Origin of the sequence: Blautia sp. Marseille-P2398, from assembly GCF_964240315.1 — a bacterium.
GTDB classification, from domain to species: Bacteria; Bacillota; Clostridia; order Lachnospirales; family Lachnospiraceae; genus Blautia_A; species Blautia_A wexlerae.
The window spans coordinates 1-23,475 of sequence record NZ_CAXSTD010000016.1; the positions used below are offsets into that span (position 1 = coordinate 1).

The following is a 23,475-nucleotide window of genomic DNA, read 5'->3' on the forward strand; positions in this document are numbered from 1 at the left end:
AGGCCCTCCTAATGATATTTATTGTATCATAGAAGAACCTTATAAACATTATTTTACAGAAAAAGTTTCATACTCTCTGAAATCTCGGTTTCGGAAGTCCATACTCTTCTGCTGCATTAAGAATTCTTTTAATTCCGCTTCCCCATGCTTCTTATTGCAAATATCCAAGACAACCGCTTATAACCATTATTATACCGATTATCAGATTGATAAACCACCTTTTTTTCATCTTCTCGCTCCTTTATACCCCTGTATTATAATACAAGTGTATGACAGCACAGCTTATTTTTCAATACAGGAGAAACATCAAAAGAATAATCGCAAAATTAACGGTTTCCAGCTTTGCATTATTTTCGGTGAAATTTTCACCAAGAAGTTTTTTTAACAGTTTGCGAATCATTATATTAGCCTCCGTCTATAAACCGGTTCAACCATTTTCTTCAAGGGTTTTCAGCCGCTTTATAATATTTTGAAAATGAACATCGTCTTTTAACGGTTCAAAAGTCTTGCAGTTTATAATAGATTCTACCGCGCTTTTCTTAATCGTCATCTCATTTCTCGGCATATCGCTCCCCATTGTGAGCGTGTTTTCCAGCCAGCTATCTAAAAGGTCAAAGTATTCATCGCCATGTAAGCTCAACTATAAGTTTTAGAATCAGTGATGCTGAATGCTGTGAGCACCCAACTTTGAACACTCTTCCTACAAGCAATGAAATCAAAGAACTACTGACCGACTATAACAATATGCTTACAGCCATCATTAATCTGCTTGATGGTGCTAAGTATCTGTGGAAAGGAGAACACCATGAAACAAAATAACCCTTGTTACCTGTTTAGCATGTATGAACCTGATACTAATTCCATTATCATTAATGCTATCAATGATACATATACCGACACACCTATTATTATTAGTTGTGAGAAATGTAATTCAGCCGTCTTGCTCGATACACCTGATGATATTGTGTATCTGTACCGACTGGTACAGGAGAATCCTCTGCTGTATGCTGTAGTAGCTTGTAAACCTAATGGACTACAGAAATATGTGGATGCTATGAATGAATTTAATTAATATTAGTTATTTTATCATTATCACAAGCTGATCTAGTAATGTTTTGCTCGAACTAATAAAAACTTTTCGTCGCTTTTCGAATGAAAAAAGCGACGAATTATTTTAATCTATACAACTTGCCTTTTTCTTTTCCAAAACTTCTCTATTATCCCTGCCATAAAACAATGTCTATCATATACTCGTTATCATTAGTAATAATGAGACTGGATATATTTAATCCACAGGCTTAATATATCTTCTTCTTTTAGTTGTTCCAATACAAGCCAATAACTCCTTATTCACTAATTCATTTAATAATTGTCTTGTCCTTGGACCTTTTAAACCTATCTTTTCTGCCACCTGTTCCGTACTATATTCAATACCAGCCTCCATAATGGCTAAAATCTGCTGATGTCTTTCTGATAACGCCATTCCTTCCCTGTTTTTTAAATCTGCTGATTTTTCTGCTGATTTTTCTGCTGATTTATCATCAGATTCCTTTTCCATCTTCATCACAAGTGTCACCTGATCAAGATTTGTATCTTCTATCAATTGTGGTTTTATCCATCCTTCTGACTTCCACACATCAAGAATTGTCGGGAATCCAGAGCCAGCATTATCGCCAAATCCAACCAATCTAAGCATAGTCTGCATATGAGGATTTCTTGACTTTGAATTGCCTCCACGATAAATATCCTCTAACGGAAGTTTCAAAATTCCCGGATTTGTAAATTCGAACGAATCAGACCTCTTAATTACTTTCAATACTCCTGCATCCATTAAGTAATCCGCGTGAATAATCATATTTACAAAGCCTTCACGAACTGCTTTGTGAACCGGAGTATCATCTATACGCTGAACGCCACCTTCCAATTTAAATGGCTTTTTTAAATCCTCAGTTAATTTAGGTGTTACTTTTGTAAAGAAATTAAACAGGTTATTTTCCCATGTACCATCATAAGTAATTCTGTCATTCCAGCGGATATCTGCTGTCACTTGACTCTCATTACGATAATCCATAAAAACATTATCAAATCGTTCTCTGATAGCCTGTCCTGTACCAAACATCAAAAGTCCAGCTAATGTCAAGCCTTCTACTCCAGTTTTTCTATCTTTCCTATAGCCACCCAGCTTTTCAAGAAAAGATTTGTCATTCAAAGCATTCCATACATGTCCATCATTTCTGATTTCAAAAATCTGACGATATTTTCTTAATGTTTCTTTATCAATATCATCCATTGTATAATACTCAATTATCTGATTATCATTGCCCTCTGGATTTTGATCTCTTATCATTCCTCTAATCTCATGCTCTGTCGCATGATAATCGCCTTCATGATTTCTTTTATATGTTCCCTTATAGGGATTTTCTCCAACATATACCGGACGCATATTAAAATCAGCTCTAGGCACATGAATCACAATTAATCTTATACTGCCATCTTCAACAATCCCTACATCATCATCTGTTAATAAATTTATATTCACCTTATTTCCATTAATTGTATTCCAAAAATCTTCTTTCTGCTTAGGTGCATCCTCTATTCCTTGTATTATAAATCTATCCTTGGGATCAGTCTTTGTTTTATCTTCTCTTACTCCAAGTATGATATATCCACCTTTTGTATTGGCAAATGCAGAATATGACTCATACGCAGATTTTGGTACGTTTTTTTCTGCTTTTTTGCACTCTATATCAACTTTTTCGCCTTGGTAAATGAGTTCCTTTAACTCCTGCATATTCATGTGTCGCACCTGCTTTCTTTATTAAAATATATAGCTTTTTTACTATCTTCATTTTCACCATACCTATTATTACTGCCAATAACTATGTAATATCTAATATTTTAACAGCAATAAATCTTTTAAGTCTTTTATCATAAGTTCATATTTCCTTTTCAATGTATCAAAAAAAGTATATGAATAAATCCAAATTCCAGCTGTTGCAACAAAAACAAGCAAAAATGTAGCTACGTATAACCAATTAGTAAAATCTATGCCAATAACTCCCATATTTTCAAATGAAATGGTTAAAGCCCCTGCAAATACAGAAAAAATGGTCAAGATAATACTATTTCTCTTTTTTTCTTTGCTAGTTTCTTTATCTATATATTCTTGATAAATATTCATCAGTTCTTCTATTTTTTCTTTATTATTTATTTGAAATTTACTTTCTAATACTTCGTCTAAAACCTCAATTTTTTTCTTATGTGAATCTACATATTTGTCCATATGATTCCTTTGATCTTTATTATCTACACTTATAAGTATTACCATTGCAATTAATAAAATTATTATACCAATACAGTACCATAATTGTTTAGGAAGTAATAACATTGTAAAAATAATCTCAGCACACGATGTAAACATTGCAACAAGACATGCAATAACTATCTTTTTTATTTTAGGTTCAAATCTATCAAATCCTTGATCTACATCTGAACACCTATTTTTAGCTTCTTGATAACATTTTAAAATATAATATTCCATAATTTTTTTCCTGGATGATGCACAAAAAGTTAATTTTTATGCATATCCTTCCTTTTATTTCTTTGCTCCATATGTTGCTGTACTTTCAGCAACCATCATGGCTGCATAGTTTGATTCAGCATATGATATTGATTTGTCTCAAAAGTTAACAACCTTTTCCTCGCCCATATCATTATTATCTGTCCAAAGTTCGCACTGTGTCATAACAGTCTGAACTGCATCCTCCATACCTTCAGGTGGATACTTATGCTTTTTCAGCAGTTTCTTTATAAGCATACGCATTTTTGCTCTTGCTGATTCTCGTTTCTGCCAGTCAATTGTTTTGTTTCTTCGGAGAGTGTCTGCAAGTTCTTTTGTAATTGCTATCAGTTCTTCATTTTCATAGAAATCCTTTATTGCCTGTGGCTTCGTTAATGCATCATAGAAGGCTAGCTCATCAGCAGTAAGCCCAAGCTGGTCACCTTCCTTTTGGGCTACTACAATCTGTCTTGCAAGATTAAGCATTTCCTCAATAACTTCTTCATTTGTTAACATGAGATGATAAGAGGCTGTAAAAACACAGGTGTAAAGAAGATACGAATTCATGATATCAGGCATTCGCACGCCAGCTTACTTATCAATCAAGGCTGTGATGCATTAATGTTAGCAGACAGGCTTGGACACGAAAAGGTCTCCACAACACTTAACACATACTCCCATCTGTTTCCACATAAACAACAGGAGCTTGTGCATAGTCTGGAATCATTGCAGGCAACAGATTCGCCAACACCTGAGCCACCATCTGATAACCCTTTGCTTGAAGCCGCAGGTATCACCTGTGAAGTATCTCAGACTCAGGACAACGGCTCAGATGTAACCATCCGATCTCAGTTTGGACCTGCGTTAGTACCGCCAAATACCGCATCAGGGAAAATCATCCAGATGTCACAAAGAAAAATCATTTAAAAGAAATCCAGCAGTCATCAGGGTTTCTTGCTATTAAAGTTAATGACAACCAACTGAAAACGATAAAAAAGAGTAGTTGCTATTAGTAGCAGAGCAAAAAGAAAAAGTCTCGGAAGCCGCTTGTTTAGCGGATTCCAAGACTTGTGGCTCTTATTCAAACTCAATCGTACCCGGCGGCTTGCTGGTCAGGTCATAGAATACGCGGTTAACGCCCTTAACTTCGTTAATAATGCGGTTCATAACCTTATTCAGTACTGCATACGGAATCTCAGCAGATTCGGCTGTCATGAAGTCGATAGTCTTCACTGCGCGGAGCGCTACAGCGTAATCATAAGTTCTGAAGTCACCCATAACGCCTACACTTCGCATATTTGTCAGTGCTGCGAAGTACTGGTTCGGCATCCATGAAGGATCTTCACCGTGTTCTTTCTTATACTCAGCTGCAGCATTGTCTACCTCTTCACGATAAATGAAGTCTGCATCCTGTACAATACGAACCTTCTCTGCAGTAACTTCACCGATAATACGGATTCCAAGTCCCGGTCCCGGGAATGGCTGACGGAATACTAGTCTCTCCGGAATTCCAAGCTCCAGACCTGCTTTACGAACCTCATCCTTGAAAAGGTCGCGGAGCGGTTCGATGATTTCCTTGAAATCAACGAAATCCGGAAGTCCGCCTACATTGTGGTGAGATTTGATCACTGCGGACTCTCCGCCCAGACCACTCTCTACAACGTCTGGATAAATAGTTCCCTGTGCCAGGAAATCTACCGCACCAATCTTCTTGGCCTCTTCTTCAAAAATACGGATAAATTCTTCACCGATGATCTTACGTTTTGCTTCAGGCTCTGTAACACCTGCCAGCTTGTCATAGTATCTCTGCTGTGCATTAACGCGGATAAAGTTCAGGTCAAACTGACCGTTTGGTCCGAATACACCCTCAACCTCATCTCCCTCATCTTTACGAAGAAGACCATGGTCTACAAATACACAGGTAAGCTGCTTTCCGATTGCTCTGGAAAGAAGTCCTGCTGCAACGGAAGAGTCAACACCACCTGACAGGGCAAGAAGAACTTTTCCATCCCCGACCTTCTCGCGGATTTCTCTGATAGTGTGCTCAACAAAGGCATCCATTTTCCAGTCTCCGGCACATCCGCAGACACCAAGTACAAAGTTGGAAAGCATCTTCTTTCCTTCTACTGTATGAAGCACTTCCGGATGGAACTGGATCGCATATAGCTTCTTCTCCTCATTCTGTGCAGTTGCTACCGGACAGTCTGCTGTGTGAGCAGCAATCTCAAATCCTGGTGCAACCTGGGAAATGTAATCTGTGTGGCTCATCCAGCAGATTGTTTTGTCAGATACGTCTTTGAAGATTTTGGAATCTGTCTTATCTACCAGAACCTCTGTCTTTCCATATTCGCTCACATCTGCTTTCTCAACTTTTCCGCCCAGAACATGCATCATAAGCTGTGCGCCATAGCAAAGTCCCAAAACAGGAATACCAAGCTCAAATAATTCTTTATTGCATGTAGGTGAATCTGCCTCATAGCAGCTGTTCGGACCACCGGTAAGGATGATTCCCTTAGGATTCATTGCCTTGATTTTCTCAAGATCGGTCTTGTATGAATAGATTTCGCAGTATACGTTACATTCTCTCACACGTCTGGCAACCAGCTGATTGTACTGACCGCCGAAATCCAGTACGACGACTGTTTCTCTTTTCATGTTTTCCTCCTTGTTTCTCATTATTTGTAACTGTAAAGATATTGAACCGTTACCATTGAATTTTATTATAAATTACAGTTCGGATTTTTACAATGCTTATTTTCAGTTTTCCACCTTGTGTTTTCTTCCTACGTTATTGTTCACTCCGTTCACAGTAACGTAGCCAAAATTCATTCCAGATTGCCTGCGGCAATGGAATTTTGGCTTGTATGTCTCGGGATTTTGGCATATTCATGCCAAAACACCTCGCGGGATAGTGGTGTGTGAACAGTAATCTTACTTCCAATTTATAAGTTTTTTAGAATTTAATCACGTTTTTTTCAACAGTCCATCACATTTTGCTCACAAATTCCCTGTATATTAATAAGCAAATAAAGCAAATGCTTTACAGACAGGTTGCAAATGCTTTTTCACATAGATTTTTAACTTTTTTCTTTTTCATACTTATGCCGGACCGTAAGGTCCGGCCCTCCTTCTTTTTACAGACCTTTTCAGGTCTTTTTCTTTTTTTTATAAGTTTTTTAGAATTTAATCACAATTTCTTCAACAGTCCATCACATTTTGCACACATTTTCCCTGTATATTAATAAGCAAATAAAGCAAACGCTTTATTTATAATAAAACTTTTTCTTTTTCATACTTGCCGGATCGCAAGATCCGGCACTCCTTCTTTTAAAATGTGAAATCCCGCTCACAGTAAGACACAACTGTGAGCGGGATTTTTATGTTACCGCAGAGAACTAGTGTGCCGACAAGTTGATTCTTGAAACAATCTTGCAGGATAAATTTTCTTATTTCAAGGCGGAGGAAGGAGGCGTAGCGGTGGCTACGGCGACCGACGACAACGCGGAAATAAGAAATTTAGACGCAAGATTGTTCGAGAAATCAACTTGTTGGCACACTTACTTGATTCGGTTAAATTCCCATTGTAAGAATCTCCATCAGTACCCCAAGCAATGACGGATTCAAATTCATGGATACCAGAACTGGCACTGCCTCTGTGCCCAGCTCTTTCACTACTTTATAAACCTCTGTCTTCTGTGCATAGGTAATCTGTGCTTTTTCCAGAATCTCATAGACCTCTTCTGCATAATCTCTCTGATAAACAGCTGCATCTGCCGCAAAAGTAACCTTCACCTGTGCATCTGCCGGCACATCCTTGAGGATCACTATTGTTCCATGAAGCTTCTTATCCTCTGCGAACTCTGCATCCTTATATACCTGTCCGTTTACAGTAACCTCCTGCGGTTTGTCCTGAATGTTGCAGAAGCGGATCTTCCAGGAACGTTTCTGCGGGATCACTGCTGTATTTCCCTGTGCAGCTTCTACAATAAATACTGTTCCATTCTCATCTGCAGTCTTCGTCATTCTGGTGGATACCCAATTCTCATCCAGGTCTTCCGGTGTGTCCCCACCGTCTTCCCAAAGTACAAATTCTCCTGATTCTCCAGGATATACAAGTACTTCCAGTTTCTCAGGATTCTCAATGGAATTATCATATCCTTCCATGTCCTTCAGTGGAATGATGCTGCCTTCACGCACAAGTACCGGCATCTCATAAATATCTCTCCAGAGATCCACTTTTCTGCCGCCCTTATATGCTCTTCCGTTAAAGAAATCATACCAGATTCCCTGCGGAATCCATGTCTTTGCGCCTGCAAGTCCTGTTACCGGATCCAGCTTATCTGTGATTGGAGATACCATCATCTCTGTGCCGAAATAATAGTTGTTCGGTACTTCATAGGTTTCCTCACGCTCCGGCTCCAGATAATACATCGGCTGTACCAGCGGCAGTCCCGCTCTGCTTGCACGACGGTTCATGGTGTAAAGATACGGAACTAGCTTATGACGCAGTTTCAGGAAATTCTTCATTACTGTTTCTACAATCTGGTTGTATTTCCACGGTTCTTTTCCATTAAACGGGTTATCTGTGCTGTGCAGACGATTCATTGGTGAAAAGACTCCAAGCTGTACCCACCTTGCAGTGAGCTCGTCGTCTCTGTATCCAAACATATGTCCACCGATATCATGACTCCACCATCCAAAACCGATGTTGCTGGCATTTGCTGTGAAATATGGCTGGAATTTCAGACTCTCCCAGGTAATGAACGTATCACCGGAAAAACCAACCGGGTATCTGTGGCTTCCTGGACCTGCATATCTTGAGAAAGTCAGCGCACGTTTTCCTTTCCACTTGCTGTCCAGATAGTGATAGTGGTTCAGCATCCAGAGCGGATCCAGTCCCGGAACCTTGGTTACAGTTCCCTGCTGCCAGTCAAGCCACCAGAAGTCTACTCCCTCTTCTTCCATCGGATGATGCAGTTCCTCAAAATATGTCTCAATGAATTTCGGATCTGTCATATCAAAAAGTACCGGTTCCTTACTTGCAGGATCAATTCCCATCTTCTCTGCAACTCTCGGATAGGCTTCTTCATAAGCACGCACTCCATCTGCCGGATGTACGTTCAGTGTGATCTTATATCCATGTTTGTGCAGCCAGTCCATAAATTCAGGCGGATTTGGGAAAAACTTCTTATTCCAGGTATATCCTGTCCATCCGCTTCCATATACAGGAGGTACATCCTCTACCAGATGCCAGTCCATATCTACAACTGCAACAGAAAACGGCACTTCTTCTTTCTCAAAACGCTCTACCAGTTCTTTGTACTCTGTCTCTGTGTATTTGTGATATCTGCTCCACCAGTTTCCGAACGTATATCTTGGAAGCAGAGGTGTTTTTCCACATAATCTGTAAAAATCCTGCAGACATTCCACATATCTGTGACCATATCCAAAGAAATAAAAGTCTGCTCTGTTTCCCTGACGTGGCTCTACCATTCCATCTTCGCCCATAGCCATTGTGTGGGAATCATCCAGCACTGAAAAACCGTTTCTGGACATAATTCCATGACTCAGCGGAATCTCACCGTCTGCTTCATCCAGGGTTCTGGCTGTTCCCAGCAGATCTTTTGGTTCATCACCATAATGCCACACGCGCTCGCTGGCTTTTCCACCCGCTACACGTATCATCAGACCGCTTGGAGAAAATTTCTGCCTGTCATAGTGGATTTCCAGGTCTTTGGTGTAAATATGTAATTCCTCACCGCCATCGCTCACCCTGAATTCCGGCACCGGGAAATCACGATTGCATACCATCTGTGTTGCTCTGTCCTCAAATCCTCCGTCTTCGCTGTACTCAAAACGAATCAGGGCAGTTGTCAACATTGTAATCCTGAAATGATCGCCCACGATCACAGCTTCCTTTCTGCATACAGGATTACCTTCCAGCATAAATTTCTTTAAGTCCATAAAAGCTTTTCCTCCTTTACATCAACAACAGTTGTAACAGCTGCTTTTATGTCTATTTTAATCTTCTGTAGTCTGATTGACAACGCTTTTTTTCAGCTACTGAACATTTATATGACATATACTTGTGATATTATTTTCTAGAACGTGTCTGAAAAATGCTTTACGCAAGATGTGCGTCACAATTTGCAGGAGATTTTGGGAATGATTTTCCAAACACACTCTAAAGCAGCTGCCGAAGAGGACGAATGATAATCCTGAGCACGCCGTAGTATAACTTCTTTTTCCGATTCAACACTTTCCCCTGGTACTTTGCGCCTTCGGTTTCCTGACCGTTTGCAAGTACCTCTTTGCTTTTTTCCATATAATCTGATTCTGTTTCGTGAATCTGCTGACTCAGTTTTTCGCTGTCAATTACCAGCATCAGTTCCGTATCCAGATAAGTACTTCGCATATCCAGATTATAGGAACCTACTACTGACAGACGGTCATTTATCAGCACAGCTTTTGTATGAACCGGATAATCATTCATCAGTTCATACACATCTGCCCCTGTTTCCAGAATTTTCTTTTTCTGATTAAGATAATCTGTACAGCCCCATGGATTAGAGCCTTTTTCCACTGCATTCAGCACAATCTGAAGCTTTGCATGATCTGAAATCCCCTGCAATACATCATACATGTAACCATTACAGATCACATAAGGAGTCTGTATTATTACATGATCTGCATTTTCAGTAAGATACTGAATTGTCTGGAGAACCTGCGGTGTTTTTCGTCCCGCCTCAATTCCATTATTGATCAGAGTGATCTTGTTTGCTTCTATCGTATCCTTTTCCCATGCACTGTAGGTTTCTATATCATTGTACCTTTTCAGCAGAGATATGTAAATTTCTTCCATGTTCCGGTATGCATCCGTATATCTGGAAGATTGTTTGCCTTTTTTAATGCTCACACAGCTTTCCTTCCATATTTTATGGAAATAATCCTCAAGCTGGTTCAGAGACTCTCCCTGTCCTTCTGATGTATCATACACCAGGATATCTCTGTCTTCATTAATGCCTTTTGTCTGATCCCCCAGAAAGATATCATTGCTGTTGCGTCCGCCCAGCAGATACATTTTCTCATCCACGATCAGATATTTATCATGCATGCGATAATTCACCTTAAACAGATTGACCGGTGTCACCGGATTGTAAACTCCCACTTCCACATTCTCATATGATGCCAGAGCCTGGAAATCGCTGCTTCCAGCCAGAAACAGTTGCTGATAAATTCCATCGATCAATAACTGAATCTTCACACCTCTTGCCGCAGCGCAATTCAATGTGGCAAGAATTTTAGTGCCATTATCATCCGCGCGTAAGTCAAAGGTAGACAGTACAATGCTCTCCTTCGCAGTGCCAATCATACGAAGCCTCCACAAAAGTGCCTCTTCATTATCGTCAATGCAGCAAATCCTTTCTACGCCTGCTGTCTCTGATGTAAATTCTGTCTTTCTCAGACTTTCCACATATGTTTCGTCCGGTTTTCTGCAAAAAAGAGGTGAAAGTACATTCACTAGCACCACGATCAGCAAAAAAAGGCAAAATATTTTTCCTGTTCTTTTTAGTATTTTTTTCATTCGATACCACAACCTCCCTTGACCAGACCGGAACCCATATATTTGACTTATTCCTCTTCTTTCGACAATACACTGAGTATAGAGTATAACATAATCAGAAGCCATAGTGCATCTTTTGATACGAAAAGCGTTAAAATCTTTTCACAAACCCTTTTCTTTTTCTTGCAATGTCTTATATGTTTCCGATTTATAAAAATTCAATGTCATCAACTCTTTCCAACAGGGAGGGATTTCAATGTTATCAGGATGGTTTGTATAAAGTGTGATGACTGGTTATAAAGAGAGTTTATCTGCATCTTGCACAGCAGTCTTCTCTCCTGCATGAAGATATTTACCAGCTTGACCCTGTGTTCTTTAAGCGGTATCAGTAGCATAAAATATTTTTTCGCTTTCCGTAAAACACAAAAACACCGTCCCCGCGGCAATCGCATTGTCCGCAAAAACAGTGTTCTTAGTGCGCCTTCAGGGGTTCGAACCCTGGACACCCTGATTAAGAGTCAGGTGCTCTACCAACTGAGCTAAAAGCGCATATTCTTTTGTTTTTCTTTGTGTTGAAGTTTTGCATCACCCTCAACGCAAGTGATATTATATATAATAGTCGTTTAAATGTCAATAGGTTTTTTCAAAAAAAATCAGATTTTTTTCTATTTCATTTATTTTTCCTTTTTTTCGTCGTTTTGGGACATTTTGTTAAGTGTTTTATTGACCTCTTCTGCGGATTTCCGCAGGCGGCTGAAGATATTATCAAAGTTTTTGTGTTCATAACGGAATTGTAGCATCTTATTATGGAAAGAACTTTTTCGTTTCACTGGCTGACTCCTTCGGGGCGCTTCGCGCCCCGAAATTTTCTTATACTATAATATGCACTGCCAGCCACAATAGATAATCAAATGAATAATCGCAATCCACTTCACTACGGAATTGCTATAAACCAGATGATTGCTCTGCTTTTTTATCTGTGACACCCTCTGGAAATCACCATCTTACAGATTGGATTTCCCATAGAAGAAAATTTCTCTTCATATTCTGTCATAACATTTCCCTGTACCATCTCTTCATTATGATGCAGATCAAAGGTAGAAGCCTCCAGATTCCATCCGGCTTCCTCCACTTCTTCCAGGGAAAATTCAAACAGTTCCTTATTATCTGTCTTAAATTCCACTTTTCCATCCTGAACCAGAATCTGGTCGTAACGTGCCAGGAATTCTCTGGATGTCAGGCGACGTTTTGCATGGCGGGCTTTTGGCCATGGATCGGAAAAGTTCAGATAAATCTTATCTACTTCACCTTTCTCAAAGATTTCCGGCAGAAGTCTGGCATCCACTCTCATAAAAAATAAATTAGAATAAACCTCTCCATTCTCCTCCAGTTCTTCTCTCTTCTGCAATGCGCGAAGAAGAACGCTGTCATACATCTCGATTCCTATATAATTGATATCCGGATGCAGCCGGGCCAGATCCATAAGAAATCTTCCTTTTCCCATCCCTACTTCAATATGAAGAGGCTGCTTTTTCACAAAAACCTCCCCCCAGTGTCCTTTCTTTGTCTGTGGTTCCTGCACCACATAAGGGCTCTCCAGAATTGCATCCTGAGCTCCCGGAATATTTCTTAATCTCATAAAAATCTCCTGTTCCTTTTCTTATATCTCCAGAGCGTGTTTGAAAAATGCTTTACGCAAGATGTGCGTGCAATTTCCTGCCACCAATAAACTACCATACCATACTCCTAACGTCAATTACATCCCGGACAGATATTCGCAGGAGATTTCTTTAACTTGTCTAAAAAATAACAATTTTTTTATTTCTGAAAAAAATTTAGATGGTTTTTTTAAACAAAAGGGTGTATGATATCTAACAGATATTACTATTTTGTGCATAGTAAATCTGGTTTTTTTGTAAAATTTTGACAACTAAGGAGGTTGAAGATGGAGCAGATACTTAACAAATTATCTGAAATCGAGCTTACAGCCCAACGCATCATGGAAGACTGCGACCGGCAAAAGCAACAGCTTTCTGAAGAGGCAGAACAGAAATGTAAAAATTATGACGAGCAGCTGGAGTCCCGGACAACAGAGCAGATTCAACGGATCCGTCAGCAACTGGAAGAAGAAAAAGATTCCCGCCTGGCACAGTTACGTGCAGATACAGACGCTACCTTTTCTTCACTGGATGCTCATTACGAACAGCAGCACTCACAACTTTCCAGAGAATTGTTTGAGAAAATACTGGCTATGTAAAGATCTGTCTCAAACGCTAAATGACATCAGGAAAGGAAGTGAAAAACAATGGGAGGCGTACTCTCCTACAGCGGACTTTCCACGAAAATCCGCGCAATGCAGAGCAGGCTTACTACCATGGATCAGTTCGAGGAAATCCTCCAACTCTCCGATGTCACGCAGGTAGCCGCCTATCTGAAGCGAATGCCGGAATACTCTTCCAGGTGGGATGCACTGGATGAAAATACCCTGCACCGTGGCCAGATTGAGAAGCTTCTGAAGAAATCCATATTCCAGAATTTCTCCAGAATTTATCACTTTGCCAACCCGGAGCAGCGTAAATTTCTGGATCTGTATTCCAAGCGATATGAAATCCGTGTACTGAAGGAAGTCATGACAAATATCTTCGATCACCGCGACACGGATCCTGTAGATGTTTCTCCGTACCGTGAATTTTTCCGTCTGCATTCCAATATTGATGTAGACCGGATCACTACCTGTTCCACCATGGAGGAACTGATCTCCTGCCTCAAAGGAAACGAATTTTATATCCCGCTTTCGAAGATCCAGGAGCATGAAACAGCACTTCTCTTCGACTATGGTATGGCACTGGATCTGTACTATTTTACCCAGATCTGGAACATCCGTAAGAAGCTGTTTAAAGGTAAAGATCTGGAAGAGATTACCTGCACTTACGGCGAGAAATTTGATATGCTGAATCTGCAGTTTATCCAGCGTTCCAAAAGGTATTACAACATGGATCCGGCAAGTATTTATGCCCTGCTGATCCCTGTAAATTATAAGTTAAAGAAAGAAGAGATCACAGCTTTGGTGGAAGCACCTTCATACGAAGAAGGTCGAAGAATTTTCCAGAAAACATGGTACGGCAACAAATATGAACAGCTTACCGTAGCCAATCTGGAAGAATTCTACAACCACATCCACCGCTCGATCCTTGAGAAGGAATCCCACAGAAATCCATATTCTGTAGCAGTGATCTATTCTTATCTGTATAACAAGGAACACGAAGTAAACCGCCTGACTATCGCCATTGAATGCGTACGTTACGGTGTGCAGCATGATGAAGCCATGCGTTATATTTGCAACAGTTGATTTCTATATGACGCATAACTGAATAACTGCTTCGCAGTTTAAAGAACATTAACCAGGAGGTGAATTTATGATTGAGAAAATGAAGTTCCTGAGCATTACCGGTCCTAAGGCCGATATTGACAGAGTGGTAAACACCTATCTTTCCAAGTACGAAATTCATCTGGAAAATGCCCTTTCCGAGCTGACCGCAGTAGAGAGTCTTTCTCCGTTTATGGAGATCAATCCATATAAGGAAGCACTCTCTACTGCCAACAGTTTCTATGATGAACTGGCAGATCCGGAGAAGATTTCTGCCAAACCTATGGATACTGAACAGGCTTTAAATACAATCCGCCGGATTCAGTCTGATTATCGGGAACTAAGCAATAAACGTGCTGATCTGGAGAGTCAGCTTGCAGCTCTGGATGAATCTCTGCGAGTGATCCGCCCGTTCAGAAATATTAATTACAATATTTCCTCAATCCTGAAATTCCAGTTCATCCACTTCCGTTTCGGAAGGATTGAGAAGGAATATTACCAGAAATTTGAAAAGTATATTTACGAAAATCTGGACACAATTTTCATTAAATGTGATGAAGATGACCAGTATGTCTGGGGTCTGTATTTTGTCCCGGAGCACGAAGCCCAGAAAGTAAAAGCCGTCTATTCTTCCATGCACTTCGAGCGTATTTATATGCCGGATACTTATGAGGGAACAGCAAAAGAAGCTTTCGAACAACTGACTGAAACACGCAACAGAGCTGCTGCTGATCTGGCATCTGCCGATCAGAAAAAAGCAGATTTTCTTCTTAGAAATCAGAAGGATATCGTTGCATCACGCAATGCTATCGCACAGCTTTCCGGTAACTTTGATGTGCGCAGACTTGCAGCATGTACACATGGGGATAAGGACGTTTTCTATATCTTATGTGGATGGATGACAGAGAAAGATGCCCATTCTTTCCAGAATGATATCAAAGACGACAGCCGCATTTTCTGCATTATTGACGGTGAAGAGGACGAACATCTGAAGCCAGGCATCCACCAGCAGCCACCTACCAAACTGAAGAACCCGAAACTGTTTAAACCATTTGAAATGTACATTAAGATGTATGGTCTTCCGGCCTATAACGAGATGGATCCAACATGGTTTGTGGCACTGACTTATTCCTTTATTTTCGGTGCAATGTTCGGTGATGTGGGGCAGGGATTGCTGCTCTTTATCGGTGGTTTCCTGCTTTATAAATTCAAACATATCACACTGGCAGGCATTATCAGTTGTGCAGGTGTGTTCTCCACAATCTTCGGATTTATGTTCGGAAGTATCTTCGGATTCGAAGATGTGATACCAGCCCTGTGGCTTCGCCCGATGAACAATATGATGTCAGTTCCGTTTATCGGAAAGCTGAATACAGTATTTATTGTTGCCATTGGTTTTGGTATGTGCCTGATCCTTTTATGTATGGTATTTAACATCCTGAATGCCTGGAAAGCCGGAGATGTAGAACACATCTGGTTTGATACAAACTCAGTAGCTGGTCTGGTATTCTACGGCTCTGCAGTTGTCTCCATCGCACTTATACTGAATGGCAAAACACTTCCCGGCGGAATCGTACTGTTTATCATGTTCGGCGTACCATTGATCCTGATCTTCCTGAAAGAGCCACTTACAGCCCTCATTGAGAAGAAATCAGAAGTTATGCCAAAAGAGAAGGGAATGTTCGTTGTACAGGGACTTTTTGAAATGTTTGAAGTCCTGTTAAGCTACTTCTCCAATACCCTTTCTTTCGTCCGTATCGGAGCTTTCGCAGTCAGCCATGCAGCGATGATGGAAGTCGTTCTCATGCTTGCAGGCGCAGAAAGCGGAAACCTGAACTGGATAGTAGTAGTTCTGGGAAACCTTTTTGTATGTGGTATGGAGGGCCTGATCGTCGGTATCCAGGTGCTTCGTCTGGAATATTATGAAATGTTCAGCCGCTTCTACAAAGGTACAGGACGTAAATTTGAGCCGTTCCGCTCTGTAAAATAGACAGAAAGATCATCAGAAATTATACTATTTTCATTTATATATCATCCTCGGGAAACCCATATCTGTCGGTCAGCCAGATATTCAAAGCCGAATAAATATGATATATATGAACAGCAAAATCAAGAACTAAGAGGAGATTTAATTATGACAACAATCGCACAGATCATTTTAGCAATCGCACTGGTACTCAGCATCATTCTTCCATTTGGCTACTATCTCATCGGTGAAAAAAACCGCGGACGTTACAAAACAGCTCTCGGTGTAAACGCATTCTTCTTCTTTGGAACCATGCTTATCGCCATTGCAGTTATGTTCACAGGTGCTTCTTCCGTACAGGCCGCTGCAGGCTCTGAAGGCACACTTGCAACAGGTATGGGTTATATCGCAGCAGCTCTTGTAACAGGTCTTTCCTGTATCGGTGGTGGTATTGCCGTTGCCAGTGCGGCAAGCGCAGCCTTAGGCGCTATCAGCGAGGATCAGAGTATCCTTGGTAAATCCCTTATTTTCGTAGGTCTTGCAGAAGGTGTTGCCCTTTATGGACTGATCATCTCCTTCATGATCCTGGGACAGTTATAAGATGCAGATGTTTTTGATCAGCGACAATATCGATACCTACACAGGGATGAGACTGGCAGGTGTGGAGGGCGTGGTCGTACACACACATGATGAATTAAAAGATGCTTTGCAGAAAGCTATCTCCAATAAAGAAATCGGAATCATACTCCTGACCGAGAAATTCGGCCGGGAGTTTCCCGAAATTATAGATGATGTAAAGCTTCATCACAAAACCCCTCTGATCATTGAAATTCCCGACAGGCACGGTACTGGCCGCAAACCGGATTTTATCACTTCATATGTGAATGAAGCTATTGGTTTAAAGCTGTAAAACAGTTACCAATAGTAAATCTAATGTTACTGTTCACACACCACTATCTCGAGACATACAAGCCAAAATCCCATTGCCGCAGGCAATCTGGAATGAATTTTGGCTACGTTACTGTGAACGGAGTGAACAGTTACAATCTAAATATTACAGGCAGGTGTTAACATGACAATTGATGAAAAACTCAGCCATTTTTATGATATCACTGTAGAGGAAGCCCACGAAAAAGCTGCCGCCATTCTTGATGAGCATAAAGCGGCTCTGGAGAAAATGGCAGAAGAACACAAAACTCTCAGTGAAGAAAACGCCCAGACACAGATCAAAGCGGAAACTGCCAGCGCCCGACGTGAAATAAACAAGGCTCTCTCCGCAGAACAGCTCACGATCAAGCGTGACTGGACCAGAAAACAAAACGAATTAAAAGAGAAAATTTTCTCCGAAGTAAAAGGACTTCTGGAATCCTTTACCAAAACTCCGGAGTATGAGAACTATTTAACTGCTAAGATCAAAGAAGCTCTGGATTTCGCAGGAAATGATGAGATTACCATCTATCTCTCTCCGGAGGACAGATCTCTTGCAGAGAAGCTTCAGCATACAACAGGTACTGCTATCCAGCTTGCAAAGGACTCTTTTCTTGGCGGTATCCGCGCTACGATTCCTCAGAAAAACATCCTGATCGATCACTCTTTTGCAGGAAATTTTGAGGCAGCATACAAAGAATTCAAGTTTGACGGAGGACCAGAACATGAGTAATACAGGTATTATCTACGGTGTCAACGGCCCCGTCATTTATCTGAAGGGCGACAGCGGATTTAAGATTTCCGAGATGGTCTATGTAGGTCCGGAACATCTGGTAGGTGAGATCATCGGCCTGAAGAAAGGCATGACCACCGTACAGGTTTTCGAGGAGACTACAGGACTGAAACCGGGCGATACAGTTACAGGAACCGGAGATGCCATTTCTGTACTTCTGGGACCTGGAATCATCCACAATATTTTTGATGGTATCCAGCGCCCTCTGGAAGAGATTGCCAAAGCCTCAGGCAAATATATTTCACGAGGTGTCAGCGTTGATTCTCTTGACACAGAAAAGAAATGGAACACTCACATCATAGTAAAAGAAGGAGATGTTGTAGGTCCCGGCTCTGTTATCGCAGAAACTCAGGAAACAGACTCCATTCTCCATAAATCCATGGTTCCTCCGAATCTTACAGAAGCCACAGTTATCCACGCGGCATCTGACGGAGCATACACCATTCTGGAACCGATCGTAACCATTCAGTTCGCAGACGGAACCACCAAAGATCTGGCACTTGCACAGAAATGGCCGATCCGTATCCCGAGACCAACCCACAAACGTTTCCCCGCAAGCGTCCCGCTTGTCACAGGCCAGCGTATCCTGGACACTCTTTTCCCTATCGCAAAGGGCGGTACAGCCGCTGTTCCGGGAGGTTTCGGTACAGGTAAGACCATGACTCAGCATCAGATTGCAAAATGGTCTGACGCAGACATTATCATCTACATTGGATGCGGAGAACGTGGAAACGAGATGACTCAGGTTCTGGAAGATTTCAGTAAACTGATCGACCCGAAATCCGGAAACCTGATGATGGACAGAACCACATTGATCGCCAATACTTCCAACATGCCGGTTGCGGCGCGTGAAGCTTCTATTTATACAGGTGTAACTCTTGCGGAATATTACCGGGACATGGGTTACGACGTAGCTATCATGGCAGACTCCACTTCCCGTTGGGCAGAAGCTCTTCGAGAACTGTCCGGCCGTCTGGAGGAAATGCCTGCAGAGGAAGGTTTCCCTGCATATCTGGCATCCAAGCTGTCCGCATTCTATGAACGTGCAGGAATGATGCAGAACTTAAACGGAACCGAAGGCTCTGTCTCCATTATCGGAGCAGTTTCTCCACAGGGTGGTGATTTCTCAGAGCCTGTCACACAGAATACCAAGCGCTTCGTCCGCTGTTTCTGGGGACTGGACAAATCCCTTGCCTATGCCCGTCACTTCCCGGCAATCCACTGGCTCACCAGCTACAGTGAATATCTGGAAGACCTGACTCCATGGTACAGAGAACATGTTTCCCCGAAATTTGTAGCAGACAGGAATCAGCTCATGGCAATCCTGAATCAGGAGAGCTCCCTGATGGAGATCGTCAAGCTGATCGGAAGCGACGTTCTTCCGGATGACCAGAAACTGACGCTGGAAATTGCCAGAGTCATCCGTCTGGGCTTCCTCCAGCAGAACGCTTTTCACGCAGAAGACACCTGCGTACCAATGGAAAAACAGTTTAAAATGATGGAAACGATCCTCTATCTTTATGAAAAATGCCGTGCACTCATCAACCGTGGAATGCCGGTTTCCGTACTGAAAGAGGGGAACAACATTTTTGAAAAAATTATTTCCATTAAATATGATGTGGCAAATAATCAGCTTGATAAATTCGACCAATACAAGCAGGACATTGATACTTTCTATGATAACATAATGGAAAAAAACGGCTGATGCCGGAACAGTTACATTCATAGCCATAACCGGCTATGAGTCGTAACAGAGAGGAGAAGTTTATGGCAATTGAATATTTAGGCTTAAGCGAAATAAACGGACCTCTGGTGGTCCTGGAAGGCGTCAAGAATGCCTCCTATGAGGAAATCGTTGAATTTCACATGGATGACGGGACTCGCAAGATCGGCCGTATTATTGAGATTTATGAGGACAAGGCTGTTATCCAGGTTTTTGAAGGAACAGACGGTATGTCCTTAGGCAACACCCATACCCGGCTGACCGGACGTCCCATGGAGATCGGGCTTTCCCCGGAAATCCTCGGACGAACCTTTAACGGTATCGGACAGCCCATCGACGGTCTGGGGGACATCACCCCGGATGTAAAATTAAACATCAATGGTCTGCCGCTGAACCCGGTAGCACGTGAATATCCCCGAAACTATATCAACACCGGTATTTCCGCAATCGACGGACTGACCACCCTGATCCGAGGACAGAAGCTTCCGATCTTTTCCGGAAATGGTCTTCCACACGACAAGCTGGCTGCACAGATCGTACAGCAGGCTTCTCTGGGAGAGGACTCTGATGAAGATTTTGCCATTGTTTTCGCGGCAATGGGTGTCAAATATGACGTAGCGGAATTTTTCCGCCGTACCTTCGAGGAAAGCGGTGCTGCAGACCATGTAGTTATGTTCCTGAATCTTGCAAATGATCCGGTTGTTGAACGTCTTCTTACACCGAAGATCGCCCTCACTGCCGCAGAGTATCTTGCTTTTGAAAAAGGAATGCACATCCTGGTCATCCTGACAGACATCACATCCTTCTGCGAGGCCATGCGAGAGGTTTCCTCCTCCAAAGGTGAGATTCCGTCCCGTAAAGGTTATCCGGGTTATCTGTACAGTGAGCTTGCAACCCTGTACGAACGTGCAGGTATCGTAAAAGGCAAACCGGGTTCCGTAACCCAGATCCCGATCCTGACCATGCCAAACGATGATATCACTCACCCGATCCCTGACCTTACCGGTTATATCACCGAAGGTCAGATTGTTCTGGACAGACAGCTTCATGGACAGGCAATCTATCCGCCTATTAACGTACTGCCATCTCTTTCCCGTCTGATGAAGGACGGTATCGGTGAAGGCTATACAAGAGCAGACCATCAGGACGTGGCAAATCAGCTTTTCTCCTGCTATGCAAAGGTTGGAGATGCCAGAGCCCTTGCTTCCGTTATCGGTGAGGATGAGCTTTCCCCGCTGGATAAACGCTATCTGGTATTTGGTAAAGCCTTTGAGAGTGAATTTGTCGGCCAGTCCGAAACCGAGAACCGAAGCATCACCGAAACCCTGGATAAGGGCTGGGAGCTTCTGGGACTTCTTCCGAAAGAAGAGCTCGACCGAATTGATACGAAGATCCTCGACAAGTACTATCACGAAACAGTACGCTAAAAGAAGCGAGGTGATTACATGGATCCGAATACCTTTCCCACCAAGGGAAACCTGATACTTGCAAAGAACTCACTAAAGCTTTCCCGTCAGGGCTATGAACTGATGGACAAAAAGCGTAACATCCTGATTCGTGAAATGATGGAGCTGATCGATCAGGCAAAGGATATCCAGACACAGATTGATGTGACTTTCCGCACTGCCTATACAGCACTGCAGAAAGCCAATATGGAGATTGGTATCGCCTTTGTCCAGCAGATCGCGTGTACGGTTCCTGTCGAGAACTCTATACGCATTAAAACCCGAAGTGTTATGGGTACGGAAATTCCTCTGGTGGAATATGACAAAACCACTAACACTCCCACCTATGCCTACTACAGCACAAAGATGTCTCTGGACGAAGCCAAGGCTGCCTTTGAAAAGGTAAAAGAGCTGTCCATCCGCCTGTCCATGGTGGAAAATGCAGCCATCCGCCTTGCAGCCAATATCAAGAAAACTCAGAAACGTGCCAATGCTCTGAAAAATATCACTATTCCGAAGTACGAGGCACTGACCAAAGATATCCAGAATGCACTGGAGGAGAAAGAACGTGAGGAATTTACCCGTCTGAAAGTCATCAAACGGATGAAACAAAAATAGTATATATCAGAAATCAGCCGGATGAATATTTACTATTCATCCGGCTGATTTTATCTGACGTATGATAAAGATATCTATAGCAATCCTCGTAAATAATACATTTAAGACAGTTCAGCAGAGTGCGAAAGACAAGGAAGATATCTGCAGGCGTGCTGACGCACGGCAAAGATATCTGACACAGGACTTCATGTTATGTGGATAATATCTGTGAAAAGTTATCCCCACCCGAATTCATTTTGTGCATTTCTCATCCACATCTGTCTCTCCTATGTGGAAATTTCCTGTTTCTGTCAAATGTATTCTTTTTTTCATTGTTGTTGTATTTTTTAGTAGAATATCTTTTTAAATATTCTGATTATTTATATATATATTATTATATTTTGTCTTTTTTGTACAATATTATATGTTTTTTAGAATATAAAAAAGTCAATAGATTTGTGGATTTTTTCGTCCAAAAATGTCGATTTATCATTTTACACAAAACATTTGTTTCTTTTTTCCTTATGTAAATCGAGTATTCCACATACATAAAATGTGGATAATGTGGATAACTTTGTGTATAACTTTAATTTACGGGATTTTTCAATAACCGGGTATGTGGATAGAGTGTGTATGACTTTATCCACTTTTCCCACCTCTCGACATTCTTTGTGCAATTTGTCGAATCATATAATTTTAGGCGTTACAGCTATTCCATGAACGTACCTACAGCTGCCGGCTTCTCATAATCATAATCGGAAATCTTGATTCCTGTAGCAGCATTGCTGGCATGGATAATCTTTCCATCTCCGATATAAAGTGCCACATGATCAATATATCCGCTTCCGTAGAATACCAGATCTCCCGGCTCAAGCTGGCTGATATCTTTCTTTGTGGAGGCCTCACACTGCGCTGCAGCCACACGTGGAAGACTGTAACCGAAATTGGCAAATACAGACATTACAAATCCTGAGCAGTCTGCACCGTTTGTAAGACTTGTTCCGCCATAAACATAAGGATTTCCTTCAAACTGCAGCGCAAAGTTTACCACTTCCTGTCTCTTTGCCAGACGTTTCGCTTCTGCTTCTTCGGCAATTTTTTTCTTTGTATCCTCAACTGTCTGCTGAATACTCTCCAGCGCGGCTGTTTTTTCCTGCTCTGCCTTCTCAGAAGCCTTTTCCGCTTTCTCTACTCTTCGTTCTTCACGAATCTGAGCTGCTTCCTCTTCTTTCGCAACAAACTCCTGTGTCTGTTCCTCTGTCTGCTTCGCCAGTGTACTTGCCAGAGCACTTACACTTCCTGTTCCATCAGAAAACGCTGATGCGCCATCATCAAACTGTGCTGCGCTTACACATACCCCCTGTGTCAGAACCACAGAGCTCATAATTGCTGCCATCAAAATTGTCTTTATTTTATTATTCATTTTACTAATCAACTCCTGTTATACATCGCTGTAAAATTATTACATTTTTATTACGTTTTGTTACGCATTTGTGTATGTTAACATAACATCCCAATTTTGTCAAATGAAAAA

The 23,475-nt window shown here is 41.6% G+C and carries 18 protein-coding genes, 1 tRNA gene and 3 pseudogenes; 11 read left to right on the forward strand and 11 right to left on the reverse strand.

Features of this window, described 5'->3' with window-relative positions:
• Positions 1-67 precede the first annotated feature (67 nt).
• Positions 68-142, reverse strand: a pseudogene (locus tag ACESZG_RS15700) (hypothetical protein); the annotation flags it as partial.
• A 285-nt stretch (positions 143-427) separates the two neighbouring features.
• The gene (locus ACESZG_RS15705; protein ID WP_368211056.1) at positions 428-565 is read right to left on the reverse strand and encodes a hypothetical protein; all 138 of its coding nucleotides are present in this window, start codon (positions 563-565) and stop codon (positions 428-430) included.
• A gap of 240 nt (positions 566-805) precedes the next feature.
• Here ACESZG_RS15705 and ACESZG_RS15710 point away from each other — a divergent pair, with 240 nt between their 5' ends.
• Complete coding sequence (locus ACESZG_RS15710) at positions 806-1,072, forward strand: hypothetical protein (protein ID WP_368211057.1); 267 nt, start codon at positions 806-808, stop codon at positions 1,070-1,072.
• A gap of 213 nt (positions 1,073-1,285) precedes the next feature.
• On the opposite strand, the gene ACESZG_RS15715 is transcribed toward ACESZG_RS15710, so the two are convergent.
• From ACESZG_RS15715 to ACESZG_RS15725, 3 genes and pseudogenes are all read right to left on the reverse strand, one after another.
• Positions 1,286-2,797 carry an RNA-binding domain-containing protein gene (locus tag ACESZG_RS15715; protein WP_243097933.1) on the reverse strand — a complete coding sequence of 504 codons (1,512 nt, stop codon included), beginning with the start codon at positions 2,795-2,797 and terminating at the stop codon, positions 1,286-1,288.
• Positions 2,798-2,890: 93 nt separating this feature from the next.
• A complete protein-coding gene (locus ACESZG_RS15720; protein WP_368211058.1) occupies positions 2,891-3,541 on the reverse strand; it encodes a hypothetical protein in 651 nt (216 codons plus the stop codon).
• A 54-nt stretch (positions 3,542-3,595) separates the two neighbouring features.
• Positions 3,596-4,075 (reverse strand): annotated as a pseudogene (locus tag ACESZG_RS15725) (type I restriction enzyme endonuclease domain-containing protein); the annotation flags it as partial.
• Between ACESZG_RS15725 and ACESZG_RS15730 the strand changes: the two are divergent.
• Positions 4,073-4,486 (forward strand): annotated as a pseudogene (locus ACESZG_RS15730) (tyrosine-type recombinase/integrase); the annotation flags it as partial. The pseudogenes ACESZG_RS15725 and ACESZG_RS15730 sit on opposite strands and share 3 nt — an antisense overlap.
• 150 nt (positions 4,487-4,636) lie before the next feature.
• On the opposite strand, the gene guaA reads toward ACESZG_RS15730, so the two are convergent.
• The 5 genes from guaA to trmB form a co-directional block, all read right to left on the reverse strand.
• On the reverse strand, positions 4,637-6,214 hold the full coding sequence (gene guaA, locus ACESZG_RS15735) for a glutamine-hydrolyzing GMP synthase (protein ID WP_008705330.1): 1,578 nt from the start codon (positions 6,212-6,214) through the stop codon (positions 4,637-4,639).
• Positions 6,215-7,129: 915 nt separating this feature from the next.
• Positions 7,130-9,523, reverse strand: a complete 2,394-nt coding sequence (locus ACESZG_RS15740) for a glycoside hydrolase family 31 protein (RefSeq protein WP_195280100.1) — start codon at positions 9,521-9,523, stop codon at positions 7,130-7,132.
• A gap of 220 nt (positions 9,524-9,743) precedes the next feature.
• Entirely contained in the window at positions 9,744-11,144 is a 1,401-nt protein-coding gene (locus tag ACESZG_RS15745) for a phosphatidylserine/phosphatidylglycerophosphate/cardiolipin synthase family protein (RefSeq protein ID WP_195280099.1), read from the reverse strand.
• A 455-nt stretch (positions 11,145-11,599) separates the two neighbouring features.
• A tRNA-Lys gene (locus ACESZG_RS15750) sits at positions 11,600-11,672 on the reverse strand.
• Positions 11,673-12,096: 424 nt separating this feature from the next.
• Positions 12,097-12,762 (reverse strand): tRNA (guanosine(46)-N7)-methyltransferase TrmB, encoded by a 666-nt coding sequence (gene trmB / locus ACESZG_RS15755; RefSeq protein ID WP_055054321.1) that lies wholly within the window; start codon positions 12,760-12,762, stop codon positions 12,097-12,099.
• A gap of 306 nt (positions 12,763-13,068) precedes the next feature.
• Between trmB and ACESZG_RS15760 the strand changes: the two genes are divergently transcribed.
• From ACESZG_RS15760 to ACESZG_RS15800, 9 genes are all read left to right on the forward strand, one after another.
• Positions 13,069-13,380 carry a hypothetical protein gene (locus ACESZG_RS15760; protein WP_055057780.1) on the forward strand — a complete coding sequence of 104 codons (312 nt, stop codon included), beginning with the start codon at positions 13,069-13,071 and terminating at the stop codon, positions 13,378-13,380.
• Positions 13,381-13,428: 48 nt separating this feature from the next.
• Positions 13,429-14,472 (forward strand): V-type ATPase subunit, encoded by a 1,044-nt coding sequence (locus tag ACESZG_RS15765; RefSeq protein ID WP_022380359.1) that lies wholly within the window; start codon positions 13,429-13,431, stop codon positions 14,470-14,472.
• 67 nt (positions 14,473-14,539) lie between these two features.
• Positions 14,540-16,480: a V-type ATP synthase subunit I gene (locus tag ACESZG_RS15770; protein WP_173679201.1), complete on the forward strand. Its 1,941-nt coding sequence runs from the start codon at positions 14,540-14,542 to the stop codon at positions 16,478-16,480.
• Positions 16,481-16,624: 144 nt separating this feature from the next.
• Positions 16,625-17,056, forward strand: a complete 432-nt coding sequence (locus tag ACESZG_RS15775) for an ATP synthase subunit C (protein ID WP_008705339.1) — start codon at positions 16,625-16,627, stop codon at positions 17,054-17,056.
• Between the two features lies 1 nt (position 17,057).
• Positions 17,058-17,366 (forward strand): V-type ATP synthase subunit F, encoded by a 309-nt coding sequence (locus ACESZG_RS15780; RefSeq protein ID WP_008705340.1) that lies wholly within the window; start codon positions 17,058-17,060, stop codon positions 17,364-17,366.
• 162 nt (positions 17,367-17,528) lie between these two features.
• The gene (locus ACESZG_RS15785; protein WP_025578303.1) at positions 17,529-18,116 is read left to right on the forward strand and encodes a V-type ATP synthase subunit E; all 588 of its coding nucleotides are present in this window, start codon (positions 17,529-17,531) and stop codon (positions 18,114-18,116) included.
• Positions 18,109-19,881, forward strand: a complete 1,773-nt coding sequence (locus ACESZG_RS15790; RefSeq protein WP_008705342.1) for a V-type ATP synthase subunit A — start codon at positions 18,109-18,111, stop codon at positions 19,879-19,881. Before ACESZG_RS15785 ends, ACESZG_RS15790 begins: the two co-directional genes overlap by 8 nt.
• Before the next feature lie 62 nt (positions 19,882-19,943).
• Positions 19,944-21,326 carry a V-type ATP synthase subunit B gene (locus ACESZG_RS15795; protein WP_008705343.1) on the forward strand — a complete coding sequence of 461 codons (1,383 nt, stop codon included), beginning with the start codon at positions 19,944-19,946 and terminating at the stop codon, positions 21,324-21,326.
• Positions 21,327-21,344: 18 nt separating this feature from the next.
• Positions 21,345-21,962: a V-type ATP synthase subunit D gene (locus tag ACESZG_RS15800; RefSeq protein WP_008705345.1), complete on the forward strand. Its 618-nt coding sequence runs from the start codon at positions 21,345-21,347 to the stop codon at positions 21,960-21,962.
• Between the two features lie 688 nt (positions 21,963-22,650).
• Here the strand turns inward: ACESZG_RS15800 and ACESZG_RS15805 are convergent.
• Entirely contained in the window at positions 22,651-23,364 is a 714-nt protein-coding gene (locus ACESZG_RS15805; RefSeq protein WP_022380527.1) for a C40 family peptidase, read from the reverse strand.
• Positions 23,365-23,475: the final 111 nt, after the last annotated feature.

Bases quoted from the DNA above. Each gene is read 5' to 3' on its own strand.
- ACESZG_RS15765 (WP_022380359.1), top strand. From the start codon at position 13,429: ATGGGAGGCGTACTCTCCTACAGCGGACTTTCCACGAAAATCCGCGCA.
- ACESZG_RS15705 (WP_368211056.1), bottom strand. From the start codon at position 565: ATGCCGAGAAATGAGATGACGATTAAGAAAAGCGCGGTAGAATCTATT.
- ACESZG_RS15780 (WP_008705340.1), top strand. From the start codon at position 17,058: ATGCAGATGTTTTTGATCAGCGACAATATCGATACCTACACAGGGATG.
- trmB (WP_055054321.1), bottom strand. From the start codon at position 12,762: ATGAGATTAAGAAATATTCCGGGAGCTCAGGATGCAATTCTGGAGAGC.
- ACESZG_RS15715 (WP_243097933.1), bottom strand. From the start codon at position 2,797: ATGAATATGCAGGAGTTAAAGGAACTCATTTACCAAGGCGAAAAAGTT.
- ACESZG_RS15790 (WP_008705342.1), top strand. From the start codon at position 18,109: ATGAGTAATACAGGTATTATCTACGGTGTCAACGGCCCCGTCATTTAT.
- ACESZG_RS15785 (WP_025578303.1), top strand. From the start codon at position 17,529: ATGACAATTGATGAAAAACTCAGCCATTTTTATGATATCACTGTAGAG.
- ACESZG_RS15740 (WP_195280100.1), bottom strand. From the start codon at position 9,523: ATGGACTTAAAGAAATTTATGCTGGAAGGTAATCCTGTATGCAGAAAG.
- guaA (WP_008705330.1), bottom strand. From the start codon at position 6,214: ATGAAAAGAGAAACAGTCGTCGTACTGGATTTCGGCGGTCAGTACAAT.
- ACESZG_RS15795 (WP_008705343.1), top strand. From the start codon at position 19,944: ATGGCAATTGAATATTTAGGCTTAAGCGAAATAAACGGACCTCTGGTG.
- ACESZG_RS15745 (WP_195280099.1), bottom strand. From the start codon at position 11,144: ATGAAAAAAATACTAAAAAGAACAGGAAAAATATTTTGCCTTTTTTTG.
- ACESZG_RS15760 (WP_055057780.1), top strand. From the start codon at position 13,069: ATGGAGCAGATACTTAACAAATTATCTGAAATCGAGCTTACAGCCCAA.
- ACESZG_RS15775 (WP_008705339.1), top strand. From the start codon at position 16,625: ATGACAACAATCGCACAGATCATTTTAGCAATCGCACTGGTACTCAGC.
- ACESZG_RS15805 (WP_022380527.1), bottom strand. From the start codon at position 23,364: ATGAATAATAAAATAAAGACAATTTTGATGGCAGCAATTATGAGCTCT.
- ACESZG_RS15800 (WP_008705345.1), top strand. From the start codon at position 21,345: ATGGATCCGAATACCTTTCCCACCAAGGGAAACCTGATACTTGCAAAG.
- ACESZG_RS15720 (WP_368211058.1), bottom strand. From the start codon at position 3,541: ATGGAATATTATATTTTAAAATGTTATCAAGAAGCTAAAAATAGGTGT.
- ACESZG_RS15770 (WP_173679201.1), top strand. From the start codon at position 14,540: ATGATTGAGAAAATGAAGTTCCTGAGCATTACCGGTCCTAAGGCCGAT.
- ACESZG_RS15710 (WP_368211057.1), top strand. From the start codon at position 806: ATGAAACAAAATAACCCTTGTTACCTGTTTAGCATGTATGAACCTGAT.